General features: G+C 36.7%; 13 protein-coding genes. 4 read left to right on the plus strand and 9 right to left on the minus strand.

Translation table 11 applies throughout. The features are described from left to right. The first annotated feature begins 79 nt into the window (after positions 1–79). The 4 genes from K7G93_RS01320 (at position 80) to glyA (ending at position 5,024) form a co-directional block, all read left to right on the plus strand. A complete protein-coding gene (locus tag K7G93_RS01320; RefSeq protein ID WP_049216359.1) occupies positions 80–472 on the plus strand; it encodes a DoxX family protein in 393 nt (130 codons plus the stop codon). Positions 473–652: 180 nt separating this feature from the next. Further along, on the plus strand, positions 653–2,257 hold the full coding sequence (gene purH / locus K7G93_RS01325; RefSeq protein WP_049216358.1) for a bifunctional phosphoribosylaminoimidazolecarboxamide formyltransferase/IMP cyclohydrolase: 1,605 nt from the start codon (positions 653–655) through the stop codon (positions 2,255–2,257). 72 nt (positions 2,258–2,329) lie between these two features. Next, positions 2,330–3,613 carry a phosphoribosylamine--glycine ligase gene (purD, locus tag K7G93_RS01330; protein ID WP_228400402.1) on the plus strand — a complete coding sequence of 428 codons (1,284 nt, stop codon included), beginning with the start codon at positions 2,330–2,332 and terminating at the stop codon, positions 3,611–3,613. Positions 3,614–3,761: 148 nt separating this feature from the next. Continuing rightward, positions 3,762–5,024, plus strand: a complete 1,263-nt coding sequence (gene glyA, locus K7G93_RS01335) for a serine hydroxymethyltransferase (RefSeq protein WP_228400403.1) — start codon at positions 3,762–3,764, stop codon at positions 5,022–5,024. 447 nt (positions 5,025–5,471) lie between these two features. On the opposite strand, the gene secF is transcribed toward glyA, so the two are convergent. The 9 genes from secF to K7G93_RS01380 form a co-directional block, all read right to left on the minus strand. After that, entirely contained in the window at positions 5,472–6,443 is a 972-nt protein-coding gene (gene secF, locus K7G93_RS01340) for a protein translocase subunit SecF (RefSeq protein ID WP_049216355.1), read from the minus strand. A 10-nt stretch (positions 6,444–6,453) separates the two neighbouring features. Beyond that, positions 6,454–8,304 carry a protein translocase subunit SecD gene (secD, locus tag K7G93_RS01345; RefSeq protein ID WP_049216354.1) on the minus strand — a complete coding sequence of 617 codons (1,851 nt, stop codon included), beginning with the start codon at positions 8,302–8,304 and terminating at the stop codon, positions 6,454–6,456. A 24-nt stretch (positions 8,305–8,328) separates the two neighbouring features. Beyond that, positions 8,329–8,625 carry a preprotein translocase subunit YajC gene (gene yajC / locus K7G93_RS01350; protein WP_115322440.1) on the minus strand — a complete coding sequence of 99 codons (297 nt, stop codon included), beginning with the start codon at positions 8,623–8,625 and terminating at the stop codon, positions 8,329–8,331. Between the two features lie 101 nt (positions 8,626–8,726). After that, the gene (locus tag K7G93_RS01355) at positions 8,727–8,948 is read right to left on the minus strand and encodes a sulfurtransferase TusA family protein (RefSeq protein ID WP_160531448.1); all 222 of its coding nucleotides are present in this window, start codon (positions 8,946–8,948) and stop codon (positions 8,727–8,729) included. 17 nt (positions 8,949–8,965) lie between these two features. Next, positions 8,966–9,481, minus strand: coding sequence for a hemerythrin domain-containing protein (locus tag K7G93_RS01360; protein WP_049216351.1), 516 nt, complete (start codon positions 9,479–9,481; stop codon positions 8,966–8,968). Further along, positions 9,474–10,625: a tRNA guanosine(34) transglycosylase Tgt gene (gene tgt / locus K7G93_RS01365; protein ID WP_049216350.1), complete on the minus strand. Its 1,152-nt coding sequence runs from the start codon at positions 10,623–10,625 to the stop codon at positions 9,474–9,476. The genes K7G93_RS01360 and tgt overlap by 8 nt, the downstream gene beginning before the upstream one ends. A gap of 390 nt (positions 10,626–11,015) precedes the next feature. Continuing rightward, positions 11,016–12,107 (minus strand): tRNA preQ1(34) S-adenosylmethionine ribosyltransferase-isomerase QueA, encoded by a 1,092-nt coding sequence (queA, locus tag K7G93_RS01370; RefSeq protein WP_049216349.1) that lies wholly within the window; start codon positions 12,105–12,107, stop codon positions 11,016–11,018. 263 nt (positions 12,108–12,370) lie between these two features. Then, the gene (gene trhP / locus K7G93_RS01375) at positions 12,371–13,741 is read right to left on the minus strand and encodes a prephenate-dependent tRNA uridine(34) hydroxylase TrhP (protein ID WP_228400404.1); all 1,371 of its coding nucleotides are present in this window, start codon (positions 13,739–13,741) and stop codon (positions 12,371–12,373) included. A 159-nt stretch (positions 13,742–13,900) separates the two neighbouring features. Next, positions 13,901–16,033 (minus strand): hypothetical protein, encoded by a 2,133-nt coding sequence (locus tag K7G93_RS01380; protein ID WP_228400405.1) that lies wholly within the window; start codon positions 16,031–16,033, stop codon positions 13,901–13,903. Positions 16,034–16,185 lie beyond the last annotated feature (152 nt).

Raw genomic sequence — 16,185 nt, forward strand, 5'->3', positions numbered from 1 at the left:
TAGCACCAGTTTTTAGCGAGAGAGCCTCACTAGAAATTCTGATTATCTTAAATTTAATTATATTCATTAAGGAAAGCACATGATTTCATTAGAAAAATATCGTCCACAAGTATTAGGTTTATTGCGTATTATTGCGGCTTACATGTTTTTATTACATGGTACAGATAAGGTTTTTGGTGTGCCAGCCGTTTTTGGTGCACAACCATTATTCTCATTATTTGGTATTGGTGGTGTTATTGAAATTATTGGTGGTGTGTTAATGATTTTAGGTTTGTTCACTCGTCCTGTTGCTTTTATTCTTTCAGGTCAAATGGCAGTCGCTTATTTTTATGTTCATGCTTCTCTTTCTAATGTGTTATTACCAATTTTAAACCAAGGTGAATTGGCGGCACTGTATTCATTAGTATTTTTATACTTTGTTGTTGCGGGTTCTGGCGCTTTTGCATTGGATAACAAAATTAGCAAAAAATAAATCATCTCACTTGTTGTTGGAAACCGCCTATTGTATGTAGGCGGTTTTTTATAAATATTTTAACTCGTGAATATAGATCATTTCTTATTAATTTTTTGACACAAGCGCAAACGTTTGCGTTATAATGCTCACCTCTCTTTTATTATTCATTTTAAACGCTAAATTTTAAGGATTTTTTCAATGCAAGCTAATCGTCCTATTCGTCAGGCATTACTGAGTGTTTCAGATAAAACTGGTATCGTTGAATTTGCCCAAGGTTTGATACAACGGGGAGTAAAATTACTTTCAACAGGTGGTACTGCAAAGTTATTAGCAGATAATGGTTTACCTGTAATTGAAGTCTCAGATTATACTGGTTTTCCTGAAATGATGGATGGGCGTGTAAAAACATTACATCCTAAAGTGCATGGTGGTATTTTAGGCCGTCGTGGTATTGATGATGAAATCATGCATCAACATGGTATTGAAAGTATTGATATGGTCGTTGTGAATTTATATCCGTTTGCAGCGACAGTGGCAAAACCAAATTGCACATTAGAGGACGCAGTAGAGAATATTGATATTGGTGGACCAACAATGGTGCGCTCTGCTGCTAAAAACCATAAGGATGTGGCGATTGTAGTCAATAATAAGGATTTTGATGCTATTCTCACTGAAATGGATCAACACCAAAATAGCTTAACTTTAGAAACACGATTTGATCTAGCGATTAAGGCTTTCGAACATACAGCGCAATATGACGCTATGATTGCTAACTACTTCGGACAAAAAGTACCACCGTATCAAGGTGCTGCTGAAGAAGATTTAACCCAAGAATGTGGTCAATTCCCTCGTACTTTAAACCTGAATTTTACCCGTAAACAAACAATGCGTTATGGCGAAAATAGCCACCAGCAAGCAGCTTTTTATGTGGAAAATGAATTAAAAGAAGCCAGCGTTTCTACCGCTGTTCAACTGCAAGGTAAAGCACTTTCCTATAATAACATTGCAGATACGGATGCGGCGTTGGAATGTGTGAAAGAGTTCCACGAGCCAGCTTGCGTGATTGTGAAACACGCAAACCCTTGTGGTGTGGCATTAGGTGAAAACATTTTAGAAGCCTATGATCGTGCTTATCAAACTGATCCTACTTCGGCATTTGGCGGTATTATCGCCTTTAATCGAGAGCTTGATGTACAAACTGCTCAAGCAATTATTGAGCGTCAATTCGTGGAAGTGATTATTGCTCCAAAGGTTGCTGAGGATGCACAACAAATCCTTGCGACTAAGAAAAATGTGCGTGTGCTAGCTTGTGGTGAGTGGGAAGAAGAGCCTATTGCTCGTTTAGATTTCAAACGAGTCAATGGTGGCTTGTTAGTACAAGAAGCAGATTTAGGTCATGTTGATATTGAGGATTTAGAGTTTGTGACGGAACGTAAACCAACGGTAGAAGAGATGTTCGATCTATTGTTCTGTTGGAAAGTGGCGAAATATGTGAAGTCTAATGCGATTGTTTATGCGAAAAATAAACAGACTATCGGTATTGGTGCAGGGCAGATGAGTCGAGTTTATTCTGCGAAAATCGCAGCAATTAAAGCAGAAGATGAAGGTTTACAAGTAGCTGGTTGTGTGATGGCATCTGACGCTTTCTTCCCATTCCGAGATGGTATTGATGCAGCTGCGAAAGCTGGCATTACTTGCGTTATCCACCCAGGTGGCTCAATGCGTGATCAAGAAGTGATTGATGCGGCAAATGAACATGGTATGGCGATGGTATTGACGGGAATGCGTCATTTTAGACATTAAGATTTAATGTATTTATCAAAATGTTCCATTTTAAATAAATGTATCAATTTCAAATAACACAGGAAAATCATTATGAACATTCTCATCATCGGAAATGGCGGTCGGGAACATGCATTAGCTTGGAAAGTTGCGCAATCTCCATTAGCAGATAAAGTATTCGTTGCTCCAGGTAATGCTGGAACAGCATTAGAAGATAAAGTTGAAAACGTAGCAATTTCTGCGACCGATGTCGAAAAATTAGTAGCGTTTGCACAAGAAAATCAAATTGGTTTAACTATTGTTGGACCTGAAGCACCATTAGTAATTGGTGTTGTAGATGCATTTCGCGCAGCAGGTTTGAAAATTTTTGGACCAACTCAAGCCGCTGCACAATTAGAAGGTTCAAAAGCCTTTACTAAAGATTTTTTAGCGCGTCATAAAATTCCAACTGCAGAATATCAAAACTTTACTGAAGTTGAGCCTGCTTTGGCGTATTTACGTGAAAAAGGCGCACCAATCGTAGTTAAAGCAGATGGTTTAGCAGCAGGCAAAGGCGTGATTGTTGCGATGACTTTAGAAGAAGCAGAAATAGCAGTAAAAGATATGCTTTCAGGTAATGCCTTTGGTGAAGCTGGGAGCCGTGTAGTTATTGAAGAATTTTTAGATGGTGAAGAGGCGAGTTTCATCGTGATGGTGGACGGTAAAAACGTTGAGCCAATGGCAACCAGTCAAGACCATAAGCGTGTGGGTGAAAATGACATAGGTTTAAATACGGGCGGTATGGGGGCATATTCACCTGCACCTGTTGTAACTGCTGAAATTCACGATCGTATTATGCAAGAAGTGATTTATCCGACAGTAAATGGAATGGCCGCAGAAGGCAACGTGTATACAGGTTTTCTTTATGCAGGCTTGATGATTATGCCTAATGGTCAGCCAAAAGTGATTGAATTTAACTGCCGTTTCGGTGATCCTGAAACACAACCAATTATGTTGCGTCTAGAGTCAGATTTAGTTGAGCTTTGCCTTGCTGCTTGCGAAGGTAAATTGGATGAGAAAAAATCACAGTGGTGTGAAAAGGCTTCACTTGGAATTGTTCTTGCTGCGGAAGGTTATCCCGGTGATTATCGCAAAGGTGACGAGATTACAGGCATCGAAAGTGCAGTCGAAAATCAAAAAGTTTTTTTAGCTGGTGTGGAAAATCAAGATGGTAAATTAGTTACCAATGGTGGCCGTGTAGTTTGTGTAACGGCAGTAGGCGATAGTGTTTATGATGCACAACAACAAGCACTGATGTTAGCCGAAAAAGTGAAATGGGCTGGTCGTTTCTATCGTCGTGATATTGGTTATCGCGCAGTTGCAAGAGAACAACAATAAAGCGCGGTATCTTTTTCATCGATTTGATAAGATGAAATTTTTTCATTAAAAAATGAAAAATTAACAACCAAATTTTAATTAAAAAATCCTGTGGAAACAGGTACACTAACTGAATTCACAATCATCTTTACTAAAAGAGGAAATCATAATGTTAAAAAGAAGTATGAACATCGCTGATTACGATCCGGTTTTATGGCAAGCTATTCAAGATGAAAATCGTCGTCAAGAAGAACATATCGAATTAATCGCATCTGAAAACTATGCAAGCCCACGTGTAATGGAAGCGCAAGGTTCTCAATTTACTAATAAATATGCAGAAGGTTACCCTGGTAAGCGTTATTATGGTGGTTGTGAGTATGCAGATATTGTTGAACAGTTAGCGATTGATCGTGCGAAAGAATTATTTAATGCAGATTATGTGAACGTACAACCGCATTCTGGTTCACAAGCAAACGCAGCAGTTTATGGTGCCTTATTACAGCCACATGATACTATTCTTGGCATGAGTCTTGCTCATGGCGGACATTTAACACACGGCGCATCAGTGAGTTTCTCTGGTAAAATCTATAATGCAGTTCAATACGGTATTACTGCAGATGGTTTAATCGATTATGAGGATGTTCGCCAAAAAGCATTAGAATGCAAACCTAAAATGATCGTAGCGGGTTTCTCTGCTTACTCTCAAGTCATTGACTGGGCGAAAATGCGTGAAATCGCTGATGAAGTGGGCGCTTACCTTTTCGTTGATATGGCTCACGTTGCAGGTCTTATCGCAGCTGGTGTTTACCCAAGCCCATTACCATACGCACATGTAGTGACTACTACAACACACAAAACATTAGGTGGTCCACGTGGTGGTTTAATTCTTTCTGCTGCAAAAGATGAAGAACTGTATAAAAAATTACAAAGTTCGGTATTCCCTGCTAATCAAGGTGGCCCATTAGTACATGTAATTGCGGCAAAAGCCGTGTGTTTTAAAGAAGCACTTGAACCTGAATACAAAGTATACCAACAACAAGTTGTAAAAAATGCTAAAGCAATGGTAGAGGTGTTTAAACAACGTGGTTATAACGTTGTATCAAATGGGACTGAAAACCATTTATTTTTAGTTGATTTAGTTAGCCATGGCTTAACAGGTAAAGCTGCGGATGCTGCATTAGGGAGTGCGAATATCACTGTCAATAAAAATGCCGTGCCAAATGATCCGCAAAAACCATTTGTGACATCAGGTATTCGTGTAGGAACACCTTCAATTACTCGTCGTGGTTTTAAAGAAACAGAATCTGCTGAATTAGCAAGTTGGATGTGTGATGTATTAGATGCGATGGGTAAAGAAAATGAAGCACAAGTGATTGCAGAAACAAAAGAAAAAGTATTAGCAATTTGTAAGCGCCTTCCTGTTTATGCTTAATCTAATGCTTTAACTATTGACTATTTTACGGTGGCAAATGCCACCGTTTCTTTTTTATGAAAAATAAATAACAGAATGTGATAAGAACTATTGAGGATTTATTTTGATTCTGTTATTTGACGAGTAGATTGATTAGAGATAGGGTTGATTAGCCAAGATTTTCAACATCAAATAGCATAACTGGTCTTTAAAAGTGCGGTCAGTTTTATGGGGACTTTGTTGATTATGTGAGTGATATTATCTTTTGATTTTAAAACATAAAAGTAAAATTTTACCTAAATGGACCGCACTTTAATTTGAAATATCGTCCCTTGTTTACTAGAGGATAATTTCATTTTGCTAGACCATAGACTTTTCGATGTAGTTGAATAGTATCATTCTTTGGGCTATATCATTCAAGAAAAAGGTAGAACAACTGTTCTACCTTTTATTAAGTTAAAGAATGCTTTATGGCATATCATCTAGATCATCATTATCAATTTTTGGTGGTAGCATATGTTCACGTTTTAAACCCAAATCATAAGCTAACGCGATAGCGACAAAGATAGAAGAATAAGTACCAAAAGCAATCCCGATTAATAATGCGACAGAAAAACTATGGATACTTGGACCGCCAAATAAGATTAATGATACAACAACAATCACTGTTGTTACGGATGTCATTAACGTTCTCGATAAAGTTTGTGAAAGAGAAATATTGATAATATCAATAACGTCAGTACGTCTAATTTTACGCATATTCTCTCTTACACGGTCAAATACAACGATACTATCGTTTAATGAATAACCGACAACGGTTAAGATTGCTGCAACAAAAGTAAGATTCACCTCAATCTGTAATAACGAGAAAAAACCAAGTGTAACGATGACATCATGAGTTAATGAGGCAACAGCACCAACCGCTAAACGCCACTCAAATCGCATACCAATATAGACGAGTAGCATGAGTAACGTTGCTAAAGTAGCATAAATAGCCGATTGTGTTAATTCCTCACCTACATTGGGTCCAACAAATTCAATACTATGTACTATCACATTTTTATCCACTGCAACAGCAAGTATTTCTTTCACATTGTTACCAATATTGGCATCACTAATCGCAGCAGGTAAACGAATGATAATATCTCTTATACTGCCTGAGCTTTGCACAATAGCACCTTGAATGCCATTTTGTTCCAAAGTAACGCGTACTTTATCGAGATCAGCAGGTTGTGAAAAGCTCATATCAATTACTGTTCCACCAGTAAAGTCTAATCCCCAATTAAAGCCTTTAGTCACAATAAAGAAGAGAGAGGCAGCTATAACTAATACAGAAACGAGATAACCCCATTTACGAAAGTCCATAAAGCGAATTAAACGATATGGTAGTTTGATATTTCCTACTTCAGAGGTTTCTTTTTTATTTGTAAATAAACTCACAGCATCCTCTCTAAATTGACAATTTGTTTACACGTTTGCCACCGTATAAGAAGTTTACGATAGCACGAGTGCCTATAATGGCAGTAAACATAGAAATACCTACTCCAAGCGCAAGTGTAATTGCGAAGCCTTTTACTGGACCTGAGCCTACTGCATAAAGAATAATAGAGGTTAGGATCGTGGTCAGGTTTGCATCAAAAATACTGGTGAATGCACCAGAATAACCTTCATGTATTGCCTGCTGGATTGGTCTACCATTACGAATTTCCTCTTTGATGCGTTCAAAAATAAGCACGTTAGCATCAATTGACATCCCTACGGAAAGAACAATACCCGCAATACCAGGCATAGAAAGGGTTGCTCCAGGTAATAATGACATTAAACCCACAACTAATACGATATTAGCGATAAGCGCTATATTAGCAATCAGCCCAAATTTGCGATAGTAAATTGTCATAAATACTATAACAGCAAGCAATCCCCAGAAACTTGCTTCTAATCCTTGGCGAACGTTTTCAGCACCAAGTGATGGACCGATAGTACGCTCTTCAACAATTTGAATAGGTGCAATTAAAGCACCAGAACGTAATAATACAGCAAGATTTAATGCTTCTGCAGGGCTATCAATACCTGTAATTTGGAACTGGCTACCAAAGCGTCCTTGAATCGTAGCAACATTAATGACTTCTTCATGTTTTTCTAAAATAGCTTTCCCATTTTCATCTTTTTTACCACTGTCTTTATATTCAACATATAAGGTTGCCATTGGTTTTTTGAGATTTAAACGCGTTGCTTGCGACATAATTTCGCCACCTTCACTGTCTAAAGTGACACTTACTTGTGGGCGTGAAGTTTGTTGATCAATTCCAGAACTAGCATTAGTTATATGTTCACCACCTAGCACTGCACGTTTATAAAGTACGACAGGGCGACCATGACGATCAAGTTTTACTTCAGAATCATTTGGCACAAAACCACGTGTTGCTGAGTCAAGATTGACATTTTCATTAACCAAGCGGAATTCTAAAGTTGCAGTCGCCCCTAAAATTTCTTTTGCACGAGCGGTATCTTGCACCCCTGGTAATTCTACTACAATACGTTCAGCGCCTTGACGTTGAATAACTGCCTCAGATACCCCTAATTCAGATACACGCTTACGCAATATTGTTAAGTTTTGCTCAATTGCGCTTTCGCGGGATTCATTTAATGCCGCCTCAGAGAGCTCAAGAGAAAGTGTATTTTCTGAAATTGCTTTAATCTCTAAATTATGATGCTGTTTACGTAAGAAACGTTGTACTTCATCGGATTGTTCTGGTTTTAGTAATGTGATCAGAGTACTGAAATTATCACCAGATTTGATTGACGTGTATTGATATTTTTCTTTACGTAATTGAGTGCGTAAGGCATCTTGTAATTGTTCTTGACGTTTAGTCAGAGCTGAATTCATATCAACTTCCATTAAGAAGCGTACGCCACCACGTAAATCCAGCCCCCATTTCATTGGGTAAGCACCTACAGATGTTAGCCATTTTGGCGTCGCAGGTGCAAGGTTAAGTGCGACAGAGTAACTATTGCCGAGCTTTTCAGATAATTTATCTTTAGCAAGGAGCTGAGCATCAGTATTGTGAAAACGTGCAAGGATAGAGCCGTTTTCTAGAATAATAGATTTTGTTTCTAAATTATTTTGATTTAATAAAGTTTGTACTTCACTAAATATTTGTGTGTTAGCTTCTTGTCCTCGTGTTCCTGAAATTTGAACAGCGGGATCTTCACCATAAAGATTTGGAAGAGAATATAAAACACCAATGGCGATCACAAGGATCACCATTAGGTTCTTCCAAAGAGGGTAACGATTTAACATAGTTTTCCCTTTAGGAATAAAAAATTAAGATTTTAATGAGCCTTTCGGTAACACTGCAACAACGTAGTTACGGTTGATTGTGACTTCAGTAGAGTCATTTAATGCAATGATGATGCTGTCACTATCAGGCGATACTTTGGTAATACGACCAATTAACCCGCCTGCGATTAATACTTCAGTACCTTTTGCTAATTCAGACATTAACTTTTTGTGTTCTTTATTACGTTTTGCTTGCGGACGATAGATCATAAAATAGAAAATCAATCCGAAGATTACGAAAATAAATAACATTGACATTGGACTACCTTGTTGAGCTTCCATTTGTTATTTCCCTTCTTAAAAGTAAAATTAAAACATAAATTTGACGAAAAAATCGCTTGCTAAAAATACCATAAAATCAGGTGAAGTGAAAGGAATTGCCATTATTTTTGGATGGTTAGTTGATAAGCGCAACGATTGATTTGTTTAATATTGAGAAATTGATAATTTTGTTGTTGGCACAGCAATTTAATCTCATCTATCGTACTTCGATTATTAAGTATAAGAGTGAGTGTTTCAGTTTGATTTAATTGTTTTAATGCTTTTTGACTCATTAGCAGAGGCAAAGGGCAAGTAAATGGTGTCAAATCAAGAAAATAGTCCATGTTACTTGCCTTTTTATTTATTTTACACAACGACGTGCAAACATGACTTTGCCCATATTGGTTAATTCTTCAATAGATAAATACTGTTTACCTAATTCAAATAGGGGCTCTTCAATTGCAATATGTTGCTCATAGCTAGCAATAAATTTGTTTATCAGTTCAGCATCAATGTCAGTACGTTGGTTCGCCAGTAATTCGCGCAGCTGTACTGATAATTTCTCCCAAGTTTGATGTAATAAGCTATGTTGAATTGCTAATTTTGCAATTTCTGACCGCACTTGGGGTACCTTTTTTAATAGAGCAGGGAAAAAATCCTCCTCTTCATCTTGATGATGTAGTGGGGCAGATTGATTAAAATAAGTCAGAATTTGTTGAACATCATTTTTTACTGCTTGGTTACAACCGTATTCTGCCAAATAATTTGGTAATATACTCAACTGATGGCAAAAGTGCTTGACTTTGTTGTGGCAAGCATAGAGCATTTCAATCGGTTGTTCCCAAGTAGCAAATTGTTGTGCTGACAGATTAAGCATTTTCAGTATCTAGCTGCATTGGTGGAACAGGTTTGCCAATTTTTGCGTAAAACTCATGTACAAAATCATCAAATCTATCTTGCTCAATTGCCTCACGAATTTGTGCCATTAAACGCTGATAATAACGCAAATTATGAATAGTATTTAATCTTGCACCAAGAATTTCATTACATTTATCTAAGTGGTATAAATAGGCTTTAGTGTAGTTTTTGCATGTATAACAGTCACATTCAGAATCTAGTGGAGTTGTATCATCGCGATATTTGGCATTACGTATTTTGACGATGCCATTACTGACAAATAAATGACCATTACGCGCATTACGAGTTGGCATAACGCAATCAAACATATCTATCCCACGACGTACGCCTTCGACTAGATCTTCAGGTTTTCCTACACCCATTAAATAACGAGGTTTGTTTGTCGGAATTTGCGGACAAACATATTCTAATATACGGTGCATATCTTCTTTAGGTTCACCAACAGCTAAGCCACCAACAGCATAACCATCAAAACCAATATCGACTAAGCCTTCCACAGACACTTTGCGTAATTCTTCATACACACCACCTTGGATAATACCAAACAGTGCATTTTTATTACCAAGTTCATCGAAGCGATCACGACTCCTTTTAGCCCAACGTAAGGACATTTCCATCGATTTCTTAGCATAATCAAATGTAGCTGGATAAGGCGTGCATTCATCGAAAATCATCACAATATCTGAACCAAGATCGTATTGAATCTCCATTGATTTTTCTGGAGATAAAAAAATACGTTCACCATTAATTGGATTTTGGAATTTCACTCCTTCTTCAGTAATTTTACGCAATTTACCTAAGCTGAAGACTTGGAAACCGCCAGAGTCAGTTAAAATAGGGCGATGCCATTGCATGAAGTCGTGTAAATCACCATGCTTACGCATAACGTCTTGACCTGGTCGTAGCCATAGATGGAAAGTGTTGCCTAATAAGATTTCTGCACCAGTAGCACGGACTTCTTCAGGTGTCATTCCTTTTACTGTGCCATAAGTACCGACGGGCATGAAAGCTGGTGTTTCAACGGTAAATGTACCCTGTGGGCGTTCAAAAACAAGACGTCCACGTCTTGCATTGCCACTTGTTTTATCAAGTTCGTATTTCATTTTGTGTCCTTTCAACGAATAAACAGTTCGAAGTATTTTATGAACAAAAAAGCCTGTGTTAGTCAACAGGCTTTCTATTATTACCTTTTTCAATGTTCTGACTAGAATAAGTGAGAACAGAGACAGATTCTACAGTGATAGCCCATTAGTCGAGATAGAATAGGCTACATAAGTGGAGGCTTATTTCTATAACTAGAAAAAGGATAAAATTTGTTTAGTCACTATGACGCTTCTATATTCCTTATTTAAAGGTAACGCGAATATATATAGTAGTTGATCTCAATAAGAAACCATTAGCATACAGCCTAATTTTTCATTGTATGTGCTCGGTTCTTATAAGTCAAATTTCCGAAGTGTGCATTAGTCTTGAATTTGAATAGTAAAAAATTATTAATCTAACCCCGTGACATTTGGATTTTTTGTAATAAACATCGCATCGCCATAACTAAAGAAGCGATAGCGATTTTCGACCGCGCTTTGATATGCTGTCATTGTGTGTTTATATCCAGCAAACGCTGACACTAGCATAATTAATGTACTTTCAGGTAAATGAAAGTTAGTAATTAAACAGTCCACAATGCGAAATGGTTTACCTGGATACAGAAAAATAGAGGTATCTGAAAAATAAGGTTCAATTAACTGTTTACTGCCTTGTTCTTCAGCGTTTAAAGCAGCACTTTCTACTGAGCGAACTGAAGTTGTTCCGACAGCAATGACACGTTTACCTGCTTGTTTTGTTTCTAGAATTGCATGGCAAACGTCTTGTGGTACTTCGACATACTCTGCGTGCATTTTATGATCTTCAATTTGTTCTACACGTACAGGTTGGAAGGTACCCGCACCAACATGTAGCGTGACAAATGCAAAATTTACACCTTTTGTTTTTAATTGTGCTAATAGTTCATCATCAAAGTGTAAACCTGCAGTCGGTGCAGCCACTGCACCAGGTACTTTGTTATAGACTGTTTGATAGCGCTCTTGATCTGCGTCTTCATCAGGGCGATCGATGTAAGGAGGAAGAGGCATATGTCCAATTTGTTGTAATACATCTAAAAGTGTTGTTTGTTTTTCCACAATTTCGACTTCGAATAATGTATCATGGCGATCAAGCATGACCATTTTGATTCCGTTATTCTCACCTAATTTATCTTCGCCTAAAAAGAGCTCTGTACCTGCTTTAGGTGCCTTTGAGGAGCGAATATGAGCGAGAAAACGTGTATCTGTCAAAATGCGTTCGACTAATACCTCGACTTTTCCACCACTTGCTTTTCGCCCAAACATACGAGCAGGGATGACTCGGGTATTGTTAAAGATAAGTAAGTCTCCTGGATTGATTTGCTCAATAATATCCGCAAAAGTATGATGCGAAAGTTCGCCATTTTCACCATTGAGTTGAAGTAAACGGCTAGACGTACGTTCAGTTTTAGGATAGCGAGCAATAAGCTCATCTGGTAAATTGAAATGGAAATCAGCAACACGCATAAAATTGTTATAACTGTTATGTAAAAAAGGTGGGCGTAAGTCTATTGCGAATTTTGCGATTGTACAAGGAAAAATCCCTTATTTCTGAGAAGAATCGCTTTTATTTGATTTCAAGGTAAAAAAAAGCCCTTTCAACACGAAAGGGCCAAAATATATTTGGAGTCATACTTTTTAGGGTATGTGATGCATTATATACACAAAAATAACAAATGCAACATTTTTTTAACAAAATATTAAATAATACTTTTTATTTTTTTAAGCATTTAGACAGCGTGCGGTTGACGAGTATTAGTATTGACTAAATTACGCATCAGTAATGCATAATCTAATTGCACATCTTCTGGGACATCTAAAAATACAAAATGACCATCGCCTAATCCTGCTTCTATAGCTTCATCTTTACGATTAAGCATACGCTGAATTTTGAACACAACGTTTCCTTTTGGTGTCATCATTTCAACTTCATCACCAAGTAAGAACTTATTTTTTACAGCCACTTCCGCCATACCTTGTTGATTACGTTTGCCCGTAAACTCACCAACAAATTGTTGACGTTCTGAAATCGAGTAGCCATAGTCATAATTTTGGTATTCATCATGCGTATGACGGCGTAAGAAACCTTCTGTATAGCCACGGTGAGCAAGTGATTCTAGCGTGTCCATTAAACTTTCATCAAATGGTTTGCCTGACACTGCATCGTCAATTGCTTTACGATATACTTGTGCTGTTCTTGCACAATAATAGAAAGATTTAGTGCGTCCTTCTATTTTGAGTGAATGTACGCCAAGTGCGGTCAGTTTTTCTACATGTTGTACGGCACGTAGATCTTTAGAGTTCATGATATAAGTGCCATGCTCATCTTCAAATGCCGACATTTGTTCTTCTGGGCGCTGGCTTTCTGCAAGTAAAAATACTTTGCTAGTTGTATCACCCTCACCTAAAGTAGGGGCAACATTTTTAACTGGAATTTCTTCGCCTATATTGACAATATTTCCAATATCATCTTCTTTGCCTTCTGTAACGCTATATTCCCAACGACAGGCATTAGTACAAGTACCTTGGTTTGGATCACGTTTATTGATATAGCCAGATAATAGACAACGCCCTGAGTAAGCCATACATAATGCACCATGTACAAAAACTTCAATTTCCATATCGGGTACATGTTGGCGAATTTCAGCAATTTCATCCAGTGAAAGTTCCCGTGATAAAATTACTCGGGTTAACCCCATTTGTTTCCAGAATTTCACTGAAGCCCAGTTCACTGCGTTTGCTTGAACTGAAAGATGAATAGCAACATGTGGGAAGTGTTCACGTACTAACATAATTAAGCCGGGATCAGACATAATTAATGCATCAGGTCCCATAGCAATGACGGGTTCTAAATCGCGAATAAATGTTTTTAATTTTGAATTGTGTGGTGCGATGTTAACCACAACATAGAATTTTTTACCAAGTGAATGGGCTTCATCAATACCAATTTTTAAATTAGCATGGTTAAATTCATTATTACGTACACGCAAGCTATAGCGTGGTTGTCCAGCATAGACAGCATCTGCACCATAGGCAAAAGCATAACGCATATTTTTTAATGAGCCTGCTGGAGAGAGCAGCTCAGGAGTGAAAGTTGTCATAGTGTTTCCGTTAGTCTGAGTTCAAGTCAGGTATTCACTGTCGTGAATAATTAAAGGGCAATATTGTATGGGGATTTTGGACTTTGTAAAGTAGAAAGCATTCGTCTAAATAAAAAGTGCGGTCTATTTTTACACTTTTTTAAAACAGACCGCTTTTGATTAAGGATTTGTAGGTTGGTTCTCTTGTTCAACTGTTGATGGTAATTCAGAAACAGGTTGTTCAAGAGAAGAGGATTCATCAATCGTTTCTGATTTTGTTGGTGAATTGAGCTTGTCCATTACTTCGTCAAACGGTTGACCATTAATAGTTTTCACATGATTTTGTTGTACATAATGGATGACGTAATTGTCATCTTGCTCGATAAAATAAGGGGCTAATTGCTCATTTGGTTTCACATAAGTACGTAGCATATCCCAAATATTGTGCTCTTGATTATCATTTGCTTGAATATCTTTAATTAGTCCTTTTGCAAGAGTTAATTTGATATCCATATTGGCGTACATGACACTAGATAACATATTTATTATATTCAAATACATCATGTTATTTTCAGAAGGTATAAGCTCAACAGTTAAATTAGCACTGATAGGATACGCTTGGCTATTAGGGAGAGTATCTAAAAAAGCCTTCAATTCTGCATTTTTAATTGTAGGTGTTGTTTCATTCGCAAAACTTTTTTGCCATTTTTGGTAGGTTTTTTCTGAAAGATAGAATGCACATAACATTCGATAACTATTGTCATAGCATAGATCTAATGGTGAAGCAGTTTTGCGTGGCGCTAGACGAAATGGGATTTGGTAGTCTAAATCATTAACTTGCAATTTAATATCATCATAGACAAATTTTCCAAGAGAAAGCGTTGAGGTATAGCCATATTTCTCTTGTTGTTGATCCTCTGTATGGGCCATCTTGAGTTTGTTTAATGCTAATTTTTTTGCTGATTGAGTATCAGCATAGCTTAATTCATCTATACTGAGCGTGAATTCATTTTTTTCATTAAATGTGGCTAAGTTGTGTTTCAATGTTTCAATGAAAGCTGGATCATCTTTCTCTGGGAAAGTCTTCATCGTTGATCCATTTTTTAATAGGTCTGTATAGAATCGAAGTAAACTCAAGCGATTGTCTAAGTTTATTTGAGCAAGTTTGTGTGTTGCAGATAAGCCTTTTAGGATTAATGTTTCTTTGTTATCTTTATGTTCTTCTCCATCTAAAGTGATTTGTTTTGCATTGAGTACTAAGTCTGCGTTGATATTTTGACGATCTTGATTATTAGCCTCAAAAGACAAAGAAAAATCGTTTAGTTTTAAAAACCTATTTTGATAGGGATTTTCCAGTAAGTTTAATTCCTTCATTGCTATTTTTGCTTCTGCGGAATCGTTATTAAATAGCGTATCAACAATCAATTGAATAACTTCAGGAAAGGTTTTGTTTTCTTCTAGGATACTGCTAAATTCACGGTAGAAACTTAAACTATTAGGGATTTTTGTGTGCTTAGATGAGAACACAAATTCATTTATAGCAGTTTGATCTTTTTCTGAGATTTTATTTTTGTTTGAGATATTAACTTTTTTGCTATTAAACTCTGTAGTTAAATCATAGTACTGTTCGTTTAAAGATTTGTTGAGTGAATAACGCATTTGTTCTAATTTGATATTCGTATTTTCACCATTTAATAAGTAAATATCAGCATTTTTTACGTTTAATTCTAATTCAGCCAAATCATAGTGATGATCCCCAATTGGGATCAGTACATATTGCCCAGTCACTCCATCAAATTTTGTCTTTGCATCATAATTAAAGCCAGAGAGTTGGCTTTGGATTTCCATAGACTTTGTTTTTGCCGCGTAGTTAATATCAATTTGTAGATCCTGTGGTTTGTTAGCAAGATCTCTAAATTGCGTCACAATATTAGATTGTAGGTAGTCACCGACGACAGAGAATTTACTATTAATACTATTTTTATCAATAGTGATATTTAATTTTTTATTTAATTCGCTGATAAGAGGTTGAGGAATATGTGATTCTGCAATAATCGTAAAAGGGAGTGCAGTCAATTTTGTTGAAATAATGTTTGTTTTATGCTGTTTATCATCTTCAAGACTAAAAACTAATTCACGTTGGAAAAAATTAGCTTGTTTTTCAGTAACATGTAAGGTTAGTTGATCTTTAAGATGATAAGGAAAACTTTGCAAACTAAGATTAATTTTATGATTAGTGTAATACTGTGCTGCTATACCTAAAGCAAGTGTAATGCCTGATAAAATAAGCGTGATTTTTGCTTTTCTATTCATTATTTCCCCACTCCGTCTATTTTGACGTAATTGACATAATATAAAGTATAACGAATTCATATTCTGAGTACAAATTCCTGTGTTTGGCTAGATCATGAATTCAATTCATTTATAGAATGAATTTTTTAAGGATTGACATAATAGATTTTTCT

Origin of the sequence: Pasteurella canis, assembly GCF_020810675.1 — a bacterium.
Taxonomy (GTDB): domain Bacteria; phylum Pseudomonadota; class Gammaproteobacteria; order Enterobacterales; family Pasteurellaceae; genus Pasteurella; species Pasteurella canis.

Coding starts and splice junctions, on each gene's coding strand:
- tgt (WP_049216350.1), bottom strand. CDS start 10,625: ATGAAATACGAACTTGATAAAACAAGTGGCAATGCAAGACGTGGACGT.
- glyA (WP_228400403.1), top strand. CDS start 3,762: ATGTTAAAAAGAAGTATGAACATCGCTGATTACGATCCGGTTTTATGG.
- K7G93_RS01360 (WP_049216351.1), bottom strand. CDS start 9,481: ATGCTTAATCTGTCAGCACAACAATTTGCTACTTGGGAACAACCGATT.
- K7G93_RS01320 (WP_049216359.1), top strand. CDS start 80: ATGATTTCATTAGAAAAATATCGTCCACAAGTATTAGGTTTATTGCGT.
- queA (WP_049216349.1), bottom strand. CDS start 12,107: ATGCGTGTTGCTGATTTCCATTTCAATTTACCAGATGAGCTTATTGCT.
- purH (WP_049216358.1), top strand. CDS start 653: ATGCAAGCTAATCGTCCTATTCGTCAGGCATTACTGAGTGTTTCAGAT.
- K7G93_RS01380 (WP_228400405.1), bottom strand. CDS start 16,033: ATGAATAGAAAAGCAAAAATCACGCTTATTTTATCAGGCATTACACTT.
- purD (WP_228400402.1), top strand. CDS start 2,330: ATGAACATTCTCATCATCGGAAATGGCGGTCGGGAACATGCATTAGCT.
- secD (WP_049216354.1), bottom strand. CDS start 8,304: ATGTTAAATCGTTACCCTCTTTGGAAGAACCTAATGGTGATCCTTGTG.
- yajC (WP_115322440.1), bottom strand. CDS start 8,625: ATGGAAGCTCAACAAGGTAGTCCAATGTCAATGTTATTTATTTTCGTA.
- K7G93_RS01355 (WP_160531448.1), bottom strand. CDS start 8,948: ATGGACTATTTTCTTGATTTGACACCATTTACTTGCCCTTTGCCTCTG.
- trhP (WP_228400404.1), bottom strand. CDS start 13,741: ATGACAACTTTCACTCCTGAGCTGCTCTCTCCAGCAGGCTCATTAAAA.